The organism is Rathayibacter sp. AY1D1, assembly GCF_002932635.1.
In the GTDB taxonomy this organism is placed as follows: domain Bacteria; phylum Actinomycetota; class Actinomycetes; order Actinomycetales; family Microbacteriaceae; genus Rathayibacter.
On record NZ_PSVY01000001.1, the window covers coordinates 214,781 to 231,688 of the forward strand.

Consider the following 16,908-nt stretch of genomic DNA (forward strand, 5'->3'; position numbering starts at 1 on the left):
CGCCAGCAATCAGCTCACCCTCCCCGCTAACGACGCGCCTCCGGGCGCAGAACAACGGAGCACCCCCTCAATGAGACGAGCGAAAATCGTCGCCACCCTCGGCCCGGCAACGTCGTCGTACGAGACCATTCGTGCGATCATCGACGCCGGCGTGGACGTGGCCCGCATGAACCTCAGTCACGGAACCTACGACGTCCACGAAGGCATCTACCGCATCGTGCGGAAGGCCGCGGACGACGCCGGGCGCGCGGTCGCGATCCTCGTCGACCTGCAGGGTCCGAAGATCCGCCTCGGCAAGTTCGAGGGCGGCCCGTACGCCCTCGCCGAGGGCGACGTCTTCACCATCACCACCGAGGACGTCCTCGGCACGCGCGAGCTCTCGGGCACCACGTTCAAGGGCCTCCCGGACGACGTGAACCCGGGCGACATGCTCCTCATCGACGACGGCAAGGTCGCTGTCCGCGTCACCGCCGTCGAGGGCCCCCGGGTCGTCACCGAGGTCGTCGTCCCCGGCAACGTCTCGAACAACAAGGGCATCAACCTGCCCGGTGTCGCGGTCAACGTCCCCGCCCTCTCCCAGAAGGACGAGGACGACCTCCGCTGGGCGATCCGCCTCGGCGCCGACATCATCGCCCTCTCCTTCGTGCGCAACGCCAGCGACATCGAGCGCGTGCACGAGATCATGGCGGAGGAGGGCCGCAAGGCTCCCGTCATCGCCAAGATCGAGAAGCCGCAGGCGGTCGACAACCTGCAGGAGATCATCGACGTCTTCGACGGCATCATGGTCGCCCGCGGCGACCTCGGCGTCGAGCTGCCCCTCGAGGCGGTGCCGATCGTGCAGAAGCACGCCGTCGAGCTCGCCCGCCGCTGGGCGAAGCCGGTCATCGTCGCGACCCAGATGCTCGAGTCGATGATCGAGAGCCCCCGCCCCACGCGGGCCGAGGCCTCGGACGTCGCGAACGCCATCCTCGACGGCGCGGACGCGGTCATGCTCTCGGGCGAGACCAGCGTCGGAGCCTGGCCCGTCGTCACCGTGCAGACCATGGCCCGCATCGTCGAGTCCACCGAGGAGCACGGCCTGGAGCGCATCCCCCCGCTGGGGAGCAAGCCCCGCACCCAGGGCGGATCCGTCACGCTGGCCGCCGCCGAGGTCGCGGAGTTCGTCGAGGCGAAGTTCCTCTGCGTGTTCACGGAGTCGGGCGACTCGGTCCGCCGCATGACGCGCCTGCGCCACGGCATCCCGATCATCGGCTTCACCCCCGAGCCCGCCGTCCGGCGCCGCATGGCGCTGAACTGGGGCGTCCAGTCCTTCGTCACGCCGCGCGTCAACCACACCGACGCGATGTTCGCGCAGGTGGACGCGGTGCTGCTCCGCGAGGGCCTCGCCCAGGCGGGCGAGACCGTGGTCGTCGTCTCCGGATCGCCCCCCGGGCGCGCCGGCACGACGAACGACATGCGGGTGCACATCGTCGGCTCGTCCAGCTCGGCCGACAGGGCCGAGAACTGGGACCACTGAGTCCAGCACCCCCGGAGGGCCCGGTCGCGCGAGCGGCCGGGCCCTCCGGCGTTCCCCGGCGGTCCGCGTGGCGGGACGCGCCTCCGCGGGCGGATACCGTGGACCCATGCGACTCGGCGTGCTCGACATCGGCTCCAACACGGTCCACCTGCTCCTCGTCGACGCGCACCCCGGCGCCCGCCCGGTGCCCTACCGCTCGCACAAGCGGAGCCTCGCTCTCGTGGCGCACCTCGACGAGGCGGGGGAGATCACCGAGCGTGGCCAGCGCGAGCTGATCGCGTTCGTGACCGAGGCCGCCGAGGTCGCCCGCGAGCACCGCGCGGAGGACCTGCTGGCGTTCGCGACCTCGGCGATCCGCGAGGCCGGCAACGGCGCGGCGGTCCTCGACCGGGTCCGCGCCGAGACGGGCGTGCACCTCCAGGAGCTCGGCGGCGAGGCGGAGGCGTCGGCCACCTTCCTCGCCGTGCGCCGCTGGTTCGGCTGGGGCGCGGGCTCGATCCTGGACCTCGACATCGGCGGCGGCTCGTTCGAGCTCTCGATGGGCGTGGACGAGGTGCCCGAGCTCGCCGTGTCGGTCCCGCTCGGAGCGGGGCGGGTGACGCGGGACCTGCTGGTCGGCGATCCCGCCTCGGCCACGAGCGTGAAGGCCGCCCGGCGTCACGCCCGCGAGGTGCTCGCGGAGCCCGTCCGCGGCTTCCTCGCCCTGGGGCGCCCCGACCTGGTCGCAGGCACGTCGAAGACCTTCCGGTCTCTGGCGCGGATCACCGGCGCCGCTCCGAGCGCCGCCGGTCCGCTGGTGCGCCGCGAGCTGCACCTGGTCGACCTCCGGCTGTGGTCCGCCCGCCTCGCCGCGATCAGCGCGGCCGATCGCTCAGCGCTGCCCGGCGTCTCCGCTCTGCGGGCTCCGCAGCTGCTCGCGGGCGCTCTCATCGCGGAGGCGGCCATGGACGCCCTCGGCATCGAGACGCTGGTGATCTGCCCCTGGGCCACCCGCGAGGGGCTGATCATCCGCCGCTTCGAGCTGCTCGACGCGCAGATCCAGCGTGCGGACGTTCAGCTCAGCGCGATGCTGTAGGACAGCGACCGCCGGCCGCCCGGCTCGAGGACGATCTGGCGCGGCTTGTCGACGATGTCGCCGTCCCAGCCCTCGGGGGTCGGGACGCTCCGCCACGGCTCGAGGCAGACGAACGGGGCCCCGACGGGCTTCCACACGCCGACCACGTCGAAGTCCCCGGTGTCGACGACGATCGCGCGGGCGGCACCGTCGGCCTCGAGCCGGAGGGTCCGCCGGCGCGGCTCGTCGAAGATCATCACGCCCTCCTCGAAGTGCGCGTCGTCCACTGTCAGGACCCCGTCCTCGAGCGGCGCCGGGTGGCGCGCCTCGAGCAGCAGGTTCTCCGGAGCGCGGCGGTACCCCTCCGGCTCGGGCTGCGCGAAGCGGATGCGGTGCTCGCCGCGGCCCTCGGGCAGCGGCAGCGCGAAGGCCGGGTGGTTCCCGAGCGAGAAGCCCAGCGGAGAGGGACCCCTGTTCTCGACGGTCTGGGTGATCCGGAGCGAGGCGCCGGTCACGGCGTAGGCGATGAGGAGCGTCCAGTCGAAGGGGAACACCGCGCGCGTGGCGTCGTCGCTCCGGAGCCGGAACACCGCCTCGTCCGCCGAGACGCCCGCGAGCTCGAAGACCCGGTCCCGCGCGAAGCCGTGCTGGCCCATCCGGTGGTCCGCGCCGTCGTGGTGCAGCGTGTCGCCGGGGAGGCGGCCGATGATCGGGAACAGGACGGGAGCGTGCCGGCGCCACTCCGGGCCGGCCTGCCACAGGTACTCGCGGCCCTCGTCGTCGCGGAGGGACGTCATCTCGGCCCCGGCGGTCGTCAAGGCGAGGCGCAGGCTCTCGCTGCCGAGGGTGAGGACGGTGGGCGCGGGGGAGTCGCTGCTGGTCATCCTCCGATTCTGCCCGTCACGCGGTGCGGGCGGGGGTGTCGGCGGCGCGTGGCAGCATGGGGCGGTGCCTCCCGAGTCGACCCCTTCCTCCTGGCGCGCCCGCGTCGGCGAGCTCAGCGGACCCGCCGAGGCCGAGTCGCCGCCCGTCCTCACTCCGATCGGGCTGCAGTTCGAGCTGCGCCGGCTGGTGCGCCGGGCCGACGATCCCTGGCGGGCGCCGGCGAGCGAGCGCGTCACGGCGAAGACCTACGACGCCGCCGAGCGCCGCGACCACCGTCTGGCCACCCGCCCCGTCGTCCGCGGGCGCGGGGGCGCCTGGAACCGCACCACCCTCACCTGGAAGTCGCTGAACTTCCAGACCCACCGGCTCTCGCTCGACCCCGCTCACCAGCGCTGGTTCGCCGAGTTCGCGGCCCTGCACCGCGCCACGCGCACCGTCCACCTGGGGCAGGACCCCGACTGGATCCACCTCGACGACTACGAGAGCCCGCTGCTCTGGCGGCTGCTCGAGCAGGCGCAGGCCGTCGGGATCCCGCTGCTCGCCCCGGAGAAGGGCGCGGTCCGCCTCGCCGGTCCCGCCCATGTGGCGGTGACGGTCTCGGCGGAGGCGGGAGGCCTGCGGCTGCGGCCCGTCCTGCGGATCGACGGCGCGGAGCACGCACCCGAGTCGGCGCGTCCGGTCGCCCGGCACGGCGTCTACGCGGTCGAGGGCGGCGATCCGTCCTCGCTCCTGCTCGCGCCCGCGTCCCTGCCCTTCGACGACGAGGAGCTGCGGCTCCTCGACCACCCCGAGGAGACGGAGGTCCCGGCGGAGGACGTGCCCGAGTTCGTCGGCGAGCACCTCCCCGCCCTCCGCGGCCGCGTCGCGGTGCGCGAGGAGGGCGTCGACCTCGTCCTGGACGATCCGGAGCCCCCGCGCCTGGTCTGCACGGTCTCGTTCGAGCCGCGGCGCGCCGTCAGCGTGGGCTGGCACTGGCGCCGCTCGGCCGATCGCGCGGGCGAGCTCGACGGCACGGCCGACGCCGCTCTCGAGCGCGCGGTGCTCCGCCGGGTGCGCTCGGTGCTCGGCGAGGCCGGGTCCGCTCTCGTGCCGGAGCCGGGGACGAGTGCGGTCCTGCGCGGGGCCGAGGCGGCGGTGTTCGTGGTGGAGCAGGTCCCGCAGCTGGAGGGGATCGGCGGGGTCCGGATCGAGCGCGAGGGCGCGGCCCCGGACTACCGCCTGCTGACCGGACCGCTCACGCTCACCATCACCGCGGTCGACACCGAGAGCGCCGACTGGTTCGACCTCGGCGTCGTCGTGACCATCGGCGACGCGACCGTGCCGTTCCTGCCCCTCTTCCGCGCTCTGGCCGCGGGCGGCGACCGCATCCGCCTGGTCGACCACTCCTACCTCTCGCTCGCGCACCCCGGCCTCGACCGGCTCCGGGAGCTGCTGACCCGGGCGGACGAGCTCGAGGAGTGGGAGACGGGACCGCGGCTCGGCCGGCACCAGGCCGGGCTGTGGAACGAGCTGGAGGAGCTCGCCGACGAGAGCGTCCCCTCCGACGCGTGGCGCGCCGTGCTCGACTCCGCGCTGGCCGCCGGGTCGCCGGAGGACGTGGAGCCGCCGGAGGGCCTGACCGCCCGGCTGCGTCCGTACCAGCGGGCGGGCTACGCCTGGCTCGTGCACCGCCTCCGTCACGGGCTCGGCGGGATCCTGGCCGACGACATGGGCCTCGGCAAGACCCTGCAGGCGCTGGCCATGATGCTCGACGCGGTCGAGGAGGCGGGCCGCGCCGGGATCCGCCGCGCGCCGTTCCTCGTGGTCGCCCCCACCTCGGTCGTGCCGGGCTGGCGCTCGGAGGCCGAGCGCTTCGCGCCCGCCCTGCGCGTCCACGTCGTCGCGAGCTCGCGGGAGGGCGCGCTCGACGCGATCCCGGCCGACGCGGACGTGGTCCTCACCAGCTACGCGGTCCTGCGCCTCGGCGGCGAGCGCTGGGCGTCGAGGACGTGGTCGGCGCTGATCCTCGACGAGGCCCAGTTCGTCAAGAACCCCGCCTCGCAGACGCACCGGGCCGCCCGCGGGGTCGGCGCGCCCGTCACGCTCGCGCTCACCGGCACACCGCTGGAGAACTCGCTCGACGAGCTCTGGGCGGTCCTCGCCCTGGTGGCGCCCGGGCTCCTGCCGCCGCTGCGCCGCTTCCGCGAGGAGTACACCCGGCCGATCCTGCACGCGGAGGCGCCCGTCGGCATCGCCTCGCCCGATCTGTCCGAGGGACGGACCGTCAGCCACACCGAGGGCGCGCGCCGCCGCCTCGAGAGACTGCGCCGGCGACTGCGTCCGTTCCTGCTCCGCCGCACCAAGGAGGCGGTGGCGCCGGAGCTCCCCGAGAAGCAGGAGCAGACGATCGAGGTCGCGCTGACGCCCGCCCACCGGGTGCTCTACGACGGCTACCTCCAGCGCGAGCGGCGGAAGCTCCTGGGCCTGGTCGACGACCTCGACCGGCAGCGCTTCACGGTGTTCCGATCGCTCACCCTCCTGCGCCTGCTCGCGCTCGACGCGTCCCTGGTCGACCCGGCCTACCGGCACGTCCCGTCCGCGAAGCTCGACGTGCTCGTCGAGCAGCTCGACGACGTGATCGCGGAAGGCCGTCGGGCCCTCGTCTTCAGCACCTTCACCTCGTACCTGGAGCGGGCGGGGGAGCGGCTGCGTCGGCGCGGCATCCCGTTCGTGCAGGTCGACGGCTCCACGCGGGACCGCGCGGGAGTGATCGAGGAGTTCCGCTCGGGAGCCGCGCCCGTCTTCCTGATCAGCCTGAAGGCGGGCGGCACCGGGCTCACCCTCACCGAGGCCGACCACGTCTTCATCCTCGACCCGTGGTGGAACCCGGCGGCCGAGGCGCAGGCCGTCGACCGCGCGCACCGCATCGGCCAGGAGCGGCGGGTGAACGTGTACCGGCTGGTGGCGACGGACACGATCGAGGAGAAGATCGTGCGCCTCCAGGAGCGCAAGGGCCGCCTCAGCACGGCGGTGCTCGACGAGGGCGAGCTCTTCGCCCGGGCGCTGTCGGCCGACGACGTCCGCGAACTGCTGGCCGAGTGACCACGGCCCCACGAAGGGTGACAGAACGGCCAGCCGCGGCCCAGGATCCGAGCGCACACTGAGCGGATGAGACGCCGCCGCCCCCGCCCCCGCGCCGACTGGATCGTCGCCCTCGAGAAGGGCGACGACGCCGGGCTCTTCGGACCGGGCAGCGCGGTCTGGGCGGTCAACGGCGGCCTGCCCACGATGATCGCCGGAGTGCGGGCTCTGCTCATGCAGACCCTCCATGCCGGAGCGATGGCCGGTGTGCACGACCACTCCCGCTACCGCGAGGACCCGATGGGCCGCCTCGACAACACGGTCCGCTGGGTCCTGACCACCAGCTTCGGCGACACCGCCGCGGCGAGCGGAGCGGCGCGCTGGGTGACCGGCGTGCACGAGCGGATCGTCGGCTCCTACGAGGACGCCGGCGGGCGTGAGCGCTCCTACTCGGCGCAGGACCCCCGCCTGCTGCTCTGGGTGCACGACGCCTTCACCGACGCGTTCCTCGGCGCCCACGAGATCTGGGGCGGACGGATCCCCGGCGGCCCCGACGCCTACGTGCGCGAGTGGGCCGCCTCCGGCCGGCTGCTCGGAGTGCAGGATCCGCCCGAGAGCGTCGCGGAGCTCCGCGCGCAGCTCGCCGGATTCGCGGGCGAGCTCAAGCCCGACGCACGCGTGCACGAGGCGGTCGGGTTCCTCCGCGACATCCGGCTGCCGGGCGAGGCGGGCGTGGTCTACCCGCTGCTGTTCGCCGGCGCGGTCGCCTCGCTCAGCCCCGAGGTGCGGAGGCTCCTAGGCCTCCGGCGCCCGTGGTGGCCCGCGATCACGGCGAACCGCCTGCTGTTCGTGTTCCTGGGCCGGTATCTCGGCCGGGTCTCGCCGAGCGAGCAGGCCGCGATCGACCGCATCGCCGGCCTCGACCAGGTTCGCACCGGCGCCTGACGCTCTTCCCGTACACCTGTCCGGGAAGTGGTAGACTGACGTCGATGACTCCCGCCCGCCTCGCCTCCGTGCCCGCGGCGGAGTCCCCCTCGGCGCTCGGCTCCGCCGATCCGCGAGCCCGGCGCACCCGCCGCCGCGTGTTCGACGCGGTCGAGCGGCTCGTCATGCAGAGCGACGGCGAGAGGGCCGAGGGCATCGCGGTGAGCGACATCGTGCGCGAGGCCGGGATCAGCCGCAGCTCGTTCTACGCCCACTTCGACGACGCGGCGGGAGTCGCCTCCGCGCTGCTCCGCCAGGACCTCGTGGTCGCCGACGTCGCCGAGGGCGATCCCGCCGACCGCTCCGGAGCCGACGCCCTGCAGCGCGGCTACTCGCGGCTCGTCGAGCGGCTGGTCGACCGCCACGCCTTCCATGCCCGGCTCCGCGCGCGGGCCTCCGCCCGGGTCGCCTCCGACGACGCCGTGCTCGACACGGCGCTCGCCCTGCACCGCGAGGTGCTCGCCCGGGTCGACGTCCCCGCAGCGGTCGACCCCGAGCTCACCGCGGTCTTCGCGGCCGGCGGCGTCCTCTCCGTGGTCGGCGCCTGGCTCGCCGGCTCCCTCGACGGCACCGACGAGGAGCTGGTCGAGCACCTCGTCGCGCTGCTCCCGGCCTGGCTCGCCGCTGCGCCGCTGCGCCCCCTGGACTCCTCACTCCCACCACGCCCCACGACGAAAGGCACGACATGATGACATTCGAGGTCGGCGAGACCCTGGTCTACCCGCACCACGGAGCGGTGACGATCACCGGGCTCGAGAAGCGCTCGGTCAAGGGCGTCGAGAAGACGTTCATGACGATGAACGTGCACACCAGCGAGCTCACCATCACCCTCCCCGTCGAGAACGCCGAGCTCGTCGGCGTCCGCGAGATCATCGACGACGCCGGAGTCCAGGCGGTCTACGACGTCCTGCGCAGCGACGTCGCGGAGGAGGCCAGCAACTGGTCCCGCCGCTTCAAGGCCAACCAGGAGAAGATGGCCAGCGGCAGCGTGTACCGCGTCAGCGAGGTCGTCCGCGACCTGTGGCGCCGCGAGCAGGCGGGCGGCGTCTCGGCCGGCGAGAAGCGGATGCTCCTCAAGGCGCGTCAGATCCTCGTGTCGGAGCTCTCGCTCGCCCTGAAGGGCACCGACGAGGAGGCCTCGGCCAAGCTCGACGAGGTCCTCGCCTCGGCGATCTGACCCCGCGTCGCGGCGGGTCGGCTCACTCGGGCCGGCACGCCGCGATGATCCTCGCGGCGACCTCGTCCTGCGAGGCGGAGCCGTCGATCCGCACCAGGAGCTCGCGCTCGTCGTAGACCTCCGCCAGAGGAGCCGTCTCGCGCTCGTAGACCTCGATCCGGTTCCGCACCACCTCGGGGTCGTCGTCGGCGCGGTCCTGCTCCTGCGCCCGCACGTGCAGCCGTTCGAGGACCACGTCCGCGTCGGCCGTCAGCAGCACGACGCACGAGAGCGGCGTGCCCCGCTCCTCGAGGAGCTCCGCCAGCGCGTCCACCTGGGCGAGCGTGCGCGGGTAGCCGTCGAGGATGAACCCGTCCCGGGCGTCCTCCTCGGCGATGCGCTCGGCGACCAGGGCGTTCGTCAGCTCGTCCGGCACGTACTCGCCGGCCTCCACGAGCGCCCGCAGACGCCGTCCGAGGTCGGTGCCGTCGGCGACGTGCGCGCGGAACAGATCGCCGGTGGAGATCGCCGGCACCCCCAGCTCGCGCGACAGCACGGCCGCCTGGGTGCCCTTGCCCACGCCGGGCGGGCCCATCATGATGACGCGCATCGCTCGTCCTCCTCGGTGTCGTCAGGCGATGCTAGCGGTGCGGAGCGGGGTGGCCGGTGCACACCGCGCCCGTAGGCTGGCGGGACGAGCCGAGGAGGAGCGATGCCCGCAGCACCCGGGGCCGAGCAGGCCGCCGCCGATCTGGCCGCGCTCCTGCGCCAGGTCTCCGCCGAGCTCGACGCTCGCGGCATCGCCGACCAGGCCGTCGCCGAGCTGCAGACGCCGCGCGCGATCCTCGGCTTCCGCCGCAAGCCGGTGATGGCGCCGGTGACCCGCGCGTGGCGCCTCGGCGTGGTGCTCCTCGGACGCGAGGGCGAGCTCCTCGCGACGGGCTCGGTCACTCGTGCCGTCGCTCCGCTTCACGCCAACAACCAGTCCGAGTCGCAGGAGGCGCGCCGCGAGATCCGGCGCGCCGCCTTCGACGGTCCGTTCCAGGAGGGCGAGATCGTCAACTACGGCTGGCGGCGCCTCGCGCTGGACGCCGCAGCGCTCGAGTCGGGCCAGGAGCCGCTGGCACTGCGCGGCTCCGAGGTGCTCGTGCGCTGGGCGCCCGGTCTGGGCGAGCAGGGACTGATGCCGCTGCGCCGGTACCTGGCCGACCGCCTCGACCTCCTCGAGGCCGACTAGCGCCGGGTCACTCCTCCTCGGCCACCGGGTGGAACCACGGCGGGTAGACGGCGACGCGGGGAGAGGCGTCGATGCCCTCGAAGAGAGCTTTGACGCGGTTGCGGGCGGCGACCGACGCCACGCCGACCGTCGCGACGCCCTCGAGCGGGAAGCGCTCGGGCACGAGCGCCTCGGCGCTGCGCAGGGCCGGCTCGTCGACCAGGAGGCGCGCGAAGGTGCGCACGAGCGCGTCGCCCTCGGTGAAGCGCGTGAGGACGTGGGAGGCGTCGCCGTCGCTCAGCACCGGGGCGGAGGCGAGCGAGCCCACCAGGACGACGTACTGCGAGGCGGTGGTCTCGTGGGCGCTCGGCGACCAGTGCGGAGCGACCCGCTCGCCGCGCAGGTCGGCCCAGAGCGCGGCGTCGGGGGAGAGGAAGAAGGGCACGAAGCCGGCGACGCTGACGCCGTCCTTCACCTGCACGGCACGGCGGTGCTCGCGGGTGGTCTCGGCGCTGACGTCGATCGCGGGGCGCTCCTGGAGCTGCTGGTCCGCCAGGATCGCGCCGGCGGCGACGATCGCCTCGAGGTTGTCGAGGTGGGTGACGTGGTAGATCCGCTGCGCGGCGATGTCGACCTTCGGCAGGGGCTTCTCACGCGCCGTGCCGCGGGCGGCGGCGCGGGCGGTGGCCGCACGGGAGGTCCCGGGCACGCGCGCGGGGACGCGGGTGGCACGGCCGACCTGCTCGGGGAGCTTCTTCGGGGTGCAGACGTCGCAGAGCGCGATGTCGAGGCCGTGGATGCATTCGGTGGGCACTCTGGATTCCTTCTGCGCGCGGGCTCGGGGTTCCGCCGCAGGGACGACGTTACGCGACCGGGGCCCCCGCGCGTCCCGGCGGCGGGGATCTGCCGGGCCGCGGCGTCCGCCCGGGCATCCTCTGGGAGGCGCCGGAGCACCGCTCCCCGCCGCGTAGCGTGAGCGGGATGAAGCGCTTGCCGCCCGCCGAGGGCCAGGAATCCGTCTGGGACTACCCGCGACCCCCGAGGGTCGAGACCACCACCGAGCACGTGGTCGTGCGGCTGGGCGGCGTCGTCGTCGCCGAGACCTGTGACGCTCTCCGCGTCCTCGAGACGAGCCACCCTCCCGTCTACTACCTCCCCGTGTCCTCGTTCGCGCCCGGGGCGCTCGAGCCCGCGCCCGGCCGCAGCATCTGCGAGTTCAAGGGCGCGGCCTCCTACCTCACCGTGCGCGGGGGAGGAGGAGCGGTCGCGGAGGCGGCGGGCTGGACGTACCCCGAGCCGATGGCCGGCTTCGAGGCCCTCGTCGACACGGTCGCCCTCTACCCCGGCCGGATGGACTCCTGCACCGTCGACGGCGAGACGGTCCAGCCGCAGCCGGGCGACTTCTACGGCGGCTGGATCACCTCGCGCGTGGTCGGTCCGTTCAAGGGCTCGCCGGGCACGATGTTCTGGTGAATCAGACAGGGGAGGGCGGACCGAGCGGGTCCTGGACGAGGACCGCTCGTGCGGCGTCGATCCCCGAGGCCTCCAGTGTCCATTCCGGCCGCACCAAAGTCTCCGGCGTGACGCGGAACCGCAGCTCCTCGACCGGCGCACCGTCCGGACCGACGATCCGGTGCGTCCCGTTCGGCCGGTAGCCGAGGGCCTCCGAGACCCGGATCGAGCGGGTGTTCCAGGCGAGAGCGGCGCTCTCGGCGACCTCGGCTCCGAGGTGGTCGAAGGCGAGGAGGAGCACGGCGGCGCGCATCTCCCGCCCGAGGCCGCGGCCCTGCGCCGAGCGGGTGAGCCACGAGCCCGAGGTCAGGGTGCGGGTGGCGGCGAAGGACTCGGCGACCACGTCCTGGCAGCCGACGACCCGGCCGTCCTCGACCACGGCGAACGCGACGCGCCACGCCTCCCGCGTCGTCTGCGCGCGCTGCGACCAGTGGAAGCGGGCGAGCTCGCCGGGCAGGCGCTCCGCCGGCGCCTCGGCCCAGGGGGAGGGGAACGGCGAGCGGCCGCTCTCGTGCACGCCCGCGAGGGCTGCCTCGGCGAGAGGGCCGAGGTCGGCGTCGCGGACCGGATGCAGCTCGAGCCGCGGCGTGCGCAGCTCCAGTGAGAACAGGGGCCAGGGGTCGGTGCTCATCCGACGACGCTAGCGAACGGAGGCGCGCACCGCGCGACCAGGCGGGTACCGGTGGTGGGACTCGAACCCACAAGCCCTCTCGGACAGAGCATTTTGAGTGCCCCGCGTCTGCCATTCCGCCACACCGGCTCATCACCAGCCCGTCGAGAATACCGTAGGCTCATCGGCGTGACTGACCAGGAACCCTCGTCGACCGCACCCCGTCGGGTCGTCGTCGCCGAAGACGAATCCCTCATCCGCCTCGACATCGTGGAGATCCTCCGCGACAACGGCTTCGAGGTCGTCGGCGAGGCCGGCGACGGCGAGACCGCTGTGGCCCTCGCCACCGAGCTGCGCCCCGATCTCGTCATCATGGACGTCAAGATGCCCCAGCTCGACGGCATCTCGGCGGCCGAGCGCCTCTCGAAGGCGCACATCGCGCCCGTCGTCCTGCTCACCGCCTTCAGCCAGAAGGAGCTCGTCGAGCGCGCCAGCGAGGCCGGAGCGCTCGCCTACGTCGTGAAGCCCTTCACGCCCAACGACCTGCTGCCCGCGATCGAGATCGCCCTCTCGCGGTACGCCCAGATCCTCACCCTCGAGGCCGAGGTCGCCGACATGGTCGAGCGCTTCGAGACCCGCAAGCTCGTCGACCGCGCCAAGGGCCTGCTCAACGAGAAGATGGGGCTCACCGAGCCCGAGGCGTTCCGCTGGATCCAGAAGGCCTCCATGGACCGCCGGCTCACCATGCACGACGTCGCGCAGGCGATCATCGAGCAGCTGAGCACGAAGAAGGCGTAGCGCGAGGCCGGGCCCGAGGGCCCACGGCCTCAGGGCCAGAGGCGGGCGCGCTCCCACGGGGAGCCGCCCGCCTCCGTCGTTCCCGGGCGGTACTCGAGACGGGTGTGATCCTGCTCCGGCGCGGTCGAGCCCTGCCAGAACTCGATGCGCTCGGGCACGACGCGGTAGACGGCCCACTCCCGGTCGAGCGTCGCGGGCGAGCAGCCCACGGCGACGCTGGTCTGGAGCGTGACGAGGCCGAAGTCCTGCGCGCTGCGCATCGGCTCGCTCTGGCGTCCGACGAGCAGGGCGGTGCGAGCGGCCTCGGAGCGGCGGCGGAAGTCGTCGGCCGACTCCTGCGCGGAGGCGCGCTCGACCCGGCCCTCGACCCGGACCTGACGGCCCTGGACCGGCCAGAAGAAGGTCAGCGCGGCGTGCGGGTTCTCCTCCATGGCGCGTCCCTTGGGGCTGGTGGCATGGGTGGAGAACGCCCAGCCCGCCTCGTCGATCTCGCGCAGCACGAGCACGCGCGCCGAGACCGTGCCGTCGTCGGAGGCGGTGGAGAGCGTGGCGCCGTGGGGGAGGAGCTGGCCCGCGTCCTTCGCCTCCTCGAGCCACTGCGCGAACAGCTCGAGAGGATCGGCCGGAGCCGCCTCCGCATCGAACGAGGGCAGCTCGGAGGGCATGGACGGGAGGCTCTTGAGGAGATGGCGAAGGCTCATCCGCTCAGTGTCGCCCTTCGGGCACCACCGGGCACAGTCGCGCGCCGTCGCTTGACAGTGCCGCTCGCCGCGGTGCCGGGTCCCCGAGCGGCGCGGCCGACCGGTCGATCCCCCGTCGCTCGCAGGCGCGGGCGGTCCCGACGGCGGTCGCGGTCCTGGGCGCGGTCGTCGCCCTCCGCTCCCGCGAGGGGGACCCGTCCGCTCCCGTCAGCGGGCGTCGCGGATGATGTTGGTGATCCGCACGGTGGAGAGGCGGCGCCCCTCCTGGTCGCGCACGACGATCTCGTGGGTGGTGAGGGTGGAGCCCAGGTGGATCGCGTCGCAGGTGGCGATCACGAAGCCCGAGTGGACCGACCGGCTGTGGCTCGCGTTCAGCTCGATGCCCATCGCCAGGCGGCCCGCGCCGGCGTGCACGTTCGCCGCGATCGAGCCCATCGACTCGGCGAGCACGACGTGCGCGCCGCCGTGCAGGATGCCGACCGGCTGCCGGTTGCCCTCGACGGGCATCGAGGCCACCGAGTGCTGCGGGGTGAGCTCGTGCCAGAGGATCCCCATCCGCTCGGCGAGCTCGCCCATGCCGCGGCCGATCCCGGCGACCAGGTCGAGCGCGGGCGGGCGGATCCAGGCGGTCGTGGTGGGGGTCGGCTCGGTCACGTCGCTCCTCGCGCTGGAGCCTCGGAGCGGCCCTGACCGGCGGGCGCGAGCGGGCCGATCCGGTGTCGGAGGCGCTGTGTAGTCTGGCCCTGTGTCAGATCCGGAACAGCCTACCCTCCTGCTCGTCGACGGCCATTCCCTGGCGTTCCGGGCGTTCTACGCGCTCCCGGTCGACAGCTTCCAGACCCGCGAGGGCCAGCACACGAACGCCATCCACGGCTTCCTCTCGATGCTGATCCTGCTGCTGAAGAACGAGAAGCCGACCCACCTCGGCGTCGCGTTCGACATCTCCCGCTACTCGTTCCGCACGCGCGAGTACCCGGAGTACAAGGGCACCCGCGGCGAGACGCCGCCCGAGTTCAAGGGCCAGGTCCCCCTCCTCGAGGAGGCGCTGCACGCCATGAACATCCGGACCGTCTCGAAGGAGGACTTCGAGGCCGACGACATCCTCGCGACGCTCGCGCGCCAGGGGGCCGAGGCCGGCTTCCGCGTGCTGGTCGTCTCGGGCGATCGCGACACCATCCAGCTGGTGACCCCGGACGTCACCCTGCTCTACCCCTCCACCCAGGGCGTCTCGCAGCTCACCCGCTACGACCGCGACAAGGTGTTCGAGAAGTACGGCGTCGAGCCGCACCAGTACCCCGAGATCGCCGCCCTCGTCGGCGAGACCAGCGACAACCTGCCCGGCGTCGACAAGGTCGGCCCCAAGACGGCCGCGAAGTGGGTCAACCAGTACGGCACGGTCGCCGACATCATCGCCCACGCCGACGAGATCAAGGGCGTGGTCGGCGAGAAGCTACGCGAGCAGAAGGAGAACGCGCTCCGCAACCGCCGCCTCAACCGGCTGGTGACGGACGTCGAGCTCCCCCTCGGGCCGCACGATCTGACGCGCCGTCCGATCGATCCCGACGCGGTCCGCGAGATCTTCAGCCGCCTCGAGTTCAAGACCCTGCAGGAGCGGGTCCTCACGATCGCCGCGGAGGAGGGCGTCGACGGCGCTGCCGCGGCCCTGGCGGGCGACGTGGTCACGACCTCCGCACCCGCCGTCCGCACCCTGGTCGACGAGGAGCTCGCGCACTGGCTCGACCGCGTGTCGGCGAAGGGCACCGCGCCGGTTGCCGTGCAGGTCCTGCTCGGAGCCGGCGGGCTCGAGGGTGTGGGCCTCGCGGTCGAGAAGGAGACGGCGTTCGTCCCGTGGGCCGCCGAGCGGCCCGACTACACCGCGCTCGAGCAGTGGCTGGCCGGGCCCGCCCCCAAGTACTTCGCCGACGCGAAGCCCCAGATCAAGGCGCTTCGGAGGGCCGGACTCCCCGTCGCGGGGCTCGCGTTCGACACCCGCGTCGCCTCCTGGCTGGTGCAGCCCACCGGGCATCCGGCCACGCTCGCGGCGCAGGTCGCGCAGCACCTCGACGAGACCATGGCGCAGGGCGACCCGAACCAGCTGGTCCCCACCGTCGAGCCGATGGGGCCCGCCACCGAGGCCTGGTACGCGTACCGGCTCGTCGCTCCGCTGCGCGAGCGGCTGGGCGAGGGGATGCTCTCGGTGCTCGTCGACATCGAGCTGCCGATCGTCCAGGTCCTCGCGACGATGGAGCTCACCGGCGTCGCGATCGACGCCGACGTGCTGGCGCGCCTCCGCGCCGAGCTGACCGTCTCGGCCGCCGACCTCGCGAGCCGCGCGTTCGCCGAGATCGGCCACGAGATGAACCTCGGCTCGCCCAAGCAGCTGCAGCAGGTCCTCTTCGAGGAGCTCGACATGCCGCGCACCCGGGCCACGAAGACGGGCTACACCACCGACGCCTCCGCCCTCGCCGACCTGCAGGAGTCCCACCCGCACCCGTTCCTCGGGCTGCTCCTCGAGCACCGCGACGCGACCAAGCTCAAGCAGATCATCGAGACGCTCGAGAAGTCGGTCACCGCCGACGGCCGGATCCACACCAGCTACGACCAGACCGGCACGGCCACCGGCCGGATCTCCTCCAACGACCCGAACCTGCAGAACATCCCCGTCCGCAGCGAGGTGGGCCGCCGCATCCGCACCGCCTTCGTCCACGGAGCGGACGCGAGCACCCTCCTCACCGCCGACTACTCGCAGATCGAGATGCGGATCATGGCGCACCTCTCCGGCGACGCCGGGCTGATCGAGGCCTTCCACTCCGGCGAGGACCTGCACCGCTTCGTCGGGTCGCGGATCTTCGGCGTCGATCCGGGCGACGTCACCTCGGCCATGCGCAACAAGGTCAAGGCGATGTCGTACGGTCTCGCCTACGGCCTGAGCGCCTTCGGCCTGTCGAAGCAGCTGCGCATCTCGAGCGCCGAGGCCAAGCAGCTGATGACCGACTACTTCGTCCGCTTCGGCGCGGTGCGCGACTACCTCCGCAGCGTCGTCGAGCAGGCCCGCGAGACCGGCTACACCGAGACGATCTTCGGACGCCGGCGTCCGTTCCCCGACCTGCAGAGCGCGAACCGCGTCCTCCGCGACAACGCCGAGAGGGCGGCACTCAACTCGCCGATCCAGGGCTCGGCCGCCGACATCATGAAGCGCGCGATGATCGGCGTGCAGGCCGACCTCGACGAGCAGGGGCTCGGCTCGCGGATGCTCCTCCAGGTGCACGACGAGCTGATCTTCGACGTCGCCCCCGGCGAGGAGGAGTCGCTCGAGGCGGTCGTCCGCGGCCGGATGGCGGGTGCCGCCGACCTGAGCGTCCCGCTCGAGGTGCAGGTGGGCCACGGGTCCGACTGGGACGTCGCCGCGCACTGAG

Annotated in this window: 16 protein-coding genes and 1 tRNA gene; 10 read left to right on the forward strand and 7 right to left on the reverse strand. The window is 73.3% G+C overall.

Annotated elements, in window-relative coordinates:
• Window positions 1–70: 70 nt before the first annotated feature.
• Together pyk and C5C56_RS01030 are read left to right on the forward strand one after the other, a co-directional pair.
• Window positions 71–1,516 carry a pyruvate kinase gene (gene pyk, locus C5C56_RS01025; RefSeq protein WP_104318983.1) on the forward strand — a complete coding sequence of 482 codons (1,446 nt, stop codon included), beginning with the start codon at window positions 71–73 and terminating at the stop codon, window positions 1,514–1,516.
• Window positions 1,517–1,622: 106 nt separating this feature from the next.
• Window positions 1,623–2,591, forward strand: coding sequence for an exopolyphosphatase (locus C5C56_RS01030; RefSeq protein ID WP_104292123.1), 969 nt, complete (start codon window positions 1,623–1,625; stop codon window positions 2,589–2,591).
• Here the strand turns inward: C5C56_RS01030 and C5C56_RS01035 are convergent.
• Window positions 2,570–3,454 (reverse strand): aldose 1-epimerase family protein, encoded by an 885-nt coding sequence (locus C5C56_RS01035; RefSeq protein ID WP_104221873.1) that lies wholly within the window; start codon window positions 3,452–3,454, stop codon window positions 2,570–2,572. The genes C5C56_RS01030 and C5C56_RS01035 overlap by 22 nt on opposite strands.
• 64 nt (window positions 3,455–3,518) lie before the next feature.
• Here C5C56_RS01035 and C5C56_RS01040 point away from each other — a divergent pair, with 64 nt between their 5' ends.
• From C5C56_RS01040 to C5C56_RS01055, 4 genes are all read left to right on the forward strand, one after another.
• Complete coding sequence (locus tag C5C56_RS01040) at window positions 3,519–6,536, forward strand: DEAD/DEAH box helicase (protein ID WP_104319016.1); 3,018 nt, start codon at window positions 3,519–3,521, stop codon at window positions 6,534–6,536.
• A gap of 66 nt (window positions 6,537–6,602) precedes the next feature.
• Window positions 6,603–7,460, forward strand: coding sequence for an oxygenase MpaB family protein (locus C5C56_RS01045; protein ID WP_104221875.1), 858 nt, complete (start codon window positions 6,603–6,605; stop codon window positions 7,458–7,460).
• Window positions 7,461–7,504: 44 nt separating this feature from the next.
• Window positions 7,505–8,188 (forward strand): TetR/AcrR family transcriptional regulator, encoded by a 684-nt coding sequence (locus tag C5C56_RS01050; RefSeq protein WP_104221877.1) that lies wholly within the window; start codon window positions 7,505–7,507, stop codon window positions 8,186–8,188.
• Window positions 8,188–8,676 (forward strand): CarD family transcriptional regulator, encoded by a 489-nt coding sequence (locus tag C5C56_RS01055; protein ID WP_068257183.1) that lies wholly within the window; start codon window positions 8,188–8,190, stop codon window positions 8,674–8,676. Before C5C56_RS01050 ends, C5C56_RS01055 begins: the two co-directional genes overlap by 1 nt.
• Window positions 8,677–8,698: 22 nt before the next feature.
• Here C5C56_RS01055 and C5C56_RS01060 read toward each other — a convergent pair whose 3' ends face one another.
• A complete protein-coding gene (locus tag C5C56_RS01060; RefSeq protein ID WP_104221879.1) occupies window positions 8,699–9,265 on the reverse strand; it encodes an adenylate kinase in 567 nt (188 codons plus the stop codon).
• Between the two features lie 102 nt (window positions 9,266–9,367).
• On the opposite strand from C5C56_RS01060, the gene C5C56_RS01065 reads away from it, so the two are divergent.
• Window positions 9,368–9,892 carry a hypothetical protein gene (locus tag C5C56_RS01065; protein ID WP_104318984.1) on the forward strand — a complete coding sequence of 175 codons (525 nt, stop codon included), beginning with the start codon at window positions 9,368–9,370 and terminating at the stop codon, window positions 9,890–9,892.
• A 7-nt stretch (window positions 9,893–9,899) separates the two neighbouring features.
• Here the strand turns inward: C5C56_RS01065 and C5C56_RS01070 are convergent, their stop codons facing one another.
• Window positions 9,900–10,685 carry a DarT ssDNA thymidine ADP-ribosyltransferase family protein gene (locus C5C56_RS01070; RefSeq protein ID WP_181137543.1) on the reverse strand — a complete coding sequence of 262 codons (786 nt, stop codon included), beginning with the start codon at window positions 10,683–10,685 and terminating at the stop codon, window positions 9,900–9,902.
• A gap of 167 nt (window positions 10,686–10,852) precedes the next feature.
• Between C5C56_RS01070 and C5C56_RS01075 the strand changes: the two genes are divergently transcribed.
• Window positions 10,853–11,344 carry a DUF427 domain-containing protein gene (locus C5C56_RS01075; RefSeq protein ID WP_104318986.1) on the forward strand — a complete coding sequence of 164 codons (492 nt, stop codon included), beginning with the start codon at window positions 10,853–10,855 and terminating at the stop codon, window positions 11,342–11,344.
• Between the two features lies 1 nt (window position 11,345).
• Here C5C56_RS01075 and C5C56_RS01080 read toward each other — a convergent pair whose 3' ends face one another.
• Window positions 11,346–12,014: a GNAT family N-acetyltransferase gene (locus tag C5C56_RS01080; RefSeq protein ID WP_104318987.1), complete on the reverse strand. Its 669-nt coding sequence runs from the start codon at window positions 12,012–12,014 to the stop codon at window positions 11,346–11,348.
• 46 nt (window positions 12,015–12,060) lie between these two features.
• A tRNA-Leu gene (locus C5C56_RS01085) sits at window positions 12,061–12,143 on the reverse strand.
• A 39-nt stretch (window positions 12,144–12,182) separates the two neighbouring features.
• On the opposite strand from C5C56_RS01085, the gene C5C56_RS01090 reads away from it, so the two are divergent.
• Window positions 12,183–12,791, forward strand: a complete 609-nt coding sequence (locus C5C56_RS01090) for an ANTAR domain-containing response regulator (protein WP_104221889.1) — start codon at window positions 12,183–12,185, stop codon at window positions 12,789–12,791.
• Window positions 12,792–12,820: 29 nt separating this feature from the next.
• On the opposite strand, the gene C5C56_RS01095 is transcribed toward C5C56_RS01090, so the two are convergent.
• Both C5C56_RS01095 and C5C56_RS01100 read right to left on the reverse strand, forming a co-directional pair.
• A complete protein-coding gene (locus C5C56_RS01095; protein WP_104295332.1) occupies window positions 12,821–13,492 on the reverse strand; it encodes a pyridoxal 5'-phosphate synthase in 672 nt (223 codons plus the stop codon).
• A 207-nt stretch (window positions 13,493–13,699) separates the two neighbouring features.
• Window positions 13,700–14,146 carry a PaaI family thioesterase gene (locus C5C56_RS01100; RefSeq protein ID WP_374953047.1) on the reverse strand — a complete coding sequence of 149 codons (447 nt, stop codon included), beginning with the start codon at window positions 14,144–14,146 and terminating at the stop codon, window positions 13,700–13,702.
• Between the two features lie 91 nt (window positions 14,147–14,237).
• Between C5C56_RS01100 and polA the strand changes: the two genes are divergently transcribed.
• Window positions 14,238–16,907 (forward strand): DNA polymerase I, encoded by a 2,670-nt coding sequence (gene polA, locus C5C56_RS01105; protein ID WP_104221893.1) that lies wholly within the window; start codon window positions 14,238–14,240, stop codon window positions 16,905–16,907.
• The last annotated feature ends 1 nt before the right edge of the window (window position 16,908 follow it).

Bases quoted from the DNA above. Each gene is read 5' to 3' on its own strand.
- C5C56_RS01035 (WP_104221873.1), bottom strand. From the start codon at position 3,454: ATGACCAGCAGCGACTCCCCCGCGCCCACCGTCCTCACCCTCGGCAGC.
- C5C56_RS01050 (WP_104221877.1), top strand. From the start codon at position 7,505: ATGACTCCCGCCCGCCTCGCCTCCGTGCCCGCGGCGGAGTCCCCCTCG.
- C5C56_RS01030 (WP_104292123.1), top strand. From the start codon at position 1,623: ATGCGACTCGGCGTGCTCGACATCGGCTCCAACACGGTCCACCTGCTC.
- C5C56_RS01095 (WP_104295332.1), bottom strand. From the start codon at position 13,492: ATGAGCCTTCGCCATCTCCTCAAGAGCCTCCCGTCCATGCCCTCCGAG.
- C5C56_RS01045 (WP_104221875.1), top strand. From the start codon at position 6,603: ATGAGACGCCGCCGCCCCCGCCCCCGCGCCGACTGGATCGTCGCCCTC.
- C5C56_RS01055 (WP_068257183.1), top strand. From the start codon at position 8,188: ATGACATTCGAGGTCGGCGAGACCCTGGTCTACCCGCACCACGGAGCG.
- C5C56_RS01075 (WP_104318986.1), top strand. From the start codon at position 10,853: ATGAAGCGCTTGCCGCCCGCCGAGGGCCAGGAATCCGTCTGGGACTAC.
- C5C56_RS01080 (WP_104318987.1), bottom strand. From the start codon at position 12,014: ATGAGCACCGACCCCTGGCCCCTGTTCTCACTGGAGCTGCGCACGCCG.
- pyk (WP_104318983.1), top strand. From the start codon at position 71: ATGAGACGAGCGAAAATCGTCGCCACCCTCGGCCCGGCAACGTCGTCG.
- C5C56_RS01065 (WP_104318984.1), top strand. From the start codon at position 9,368: ATGCCCGCAGCACCCGGGGCCGAGCAGGCCGCCGCCGATCTGGCCGCG.
- C5C56_RS01060 (WP_104221879.1), bottom strand. From the start codon at position 9,265: ATGCGCGTCATCATGATGGGCCCGCCCGGCGTGGGCAAGGGCACCCAG.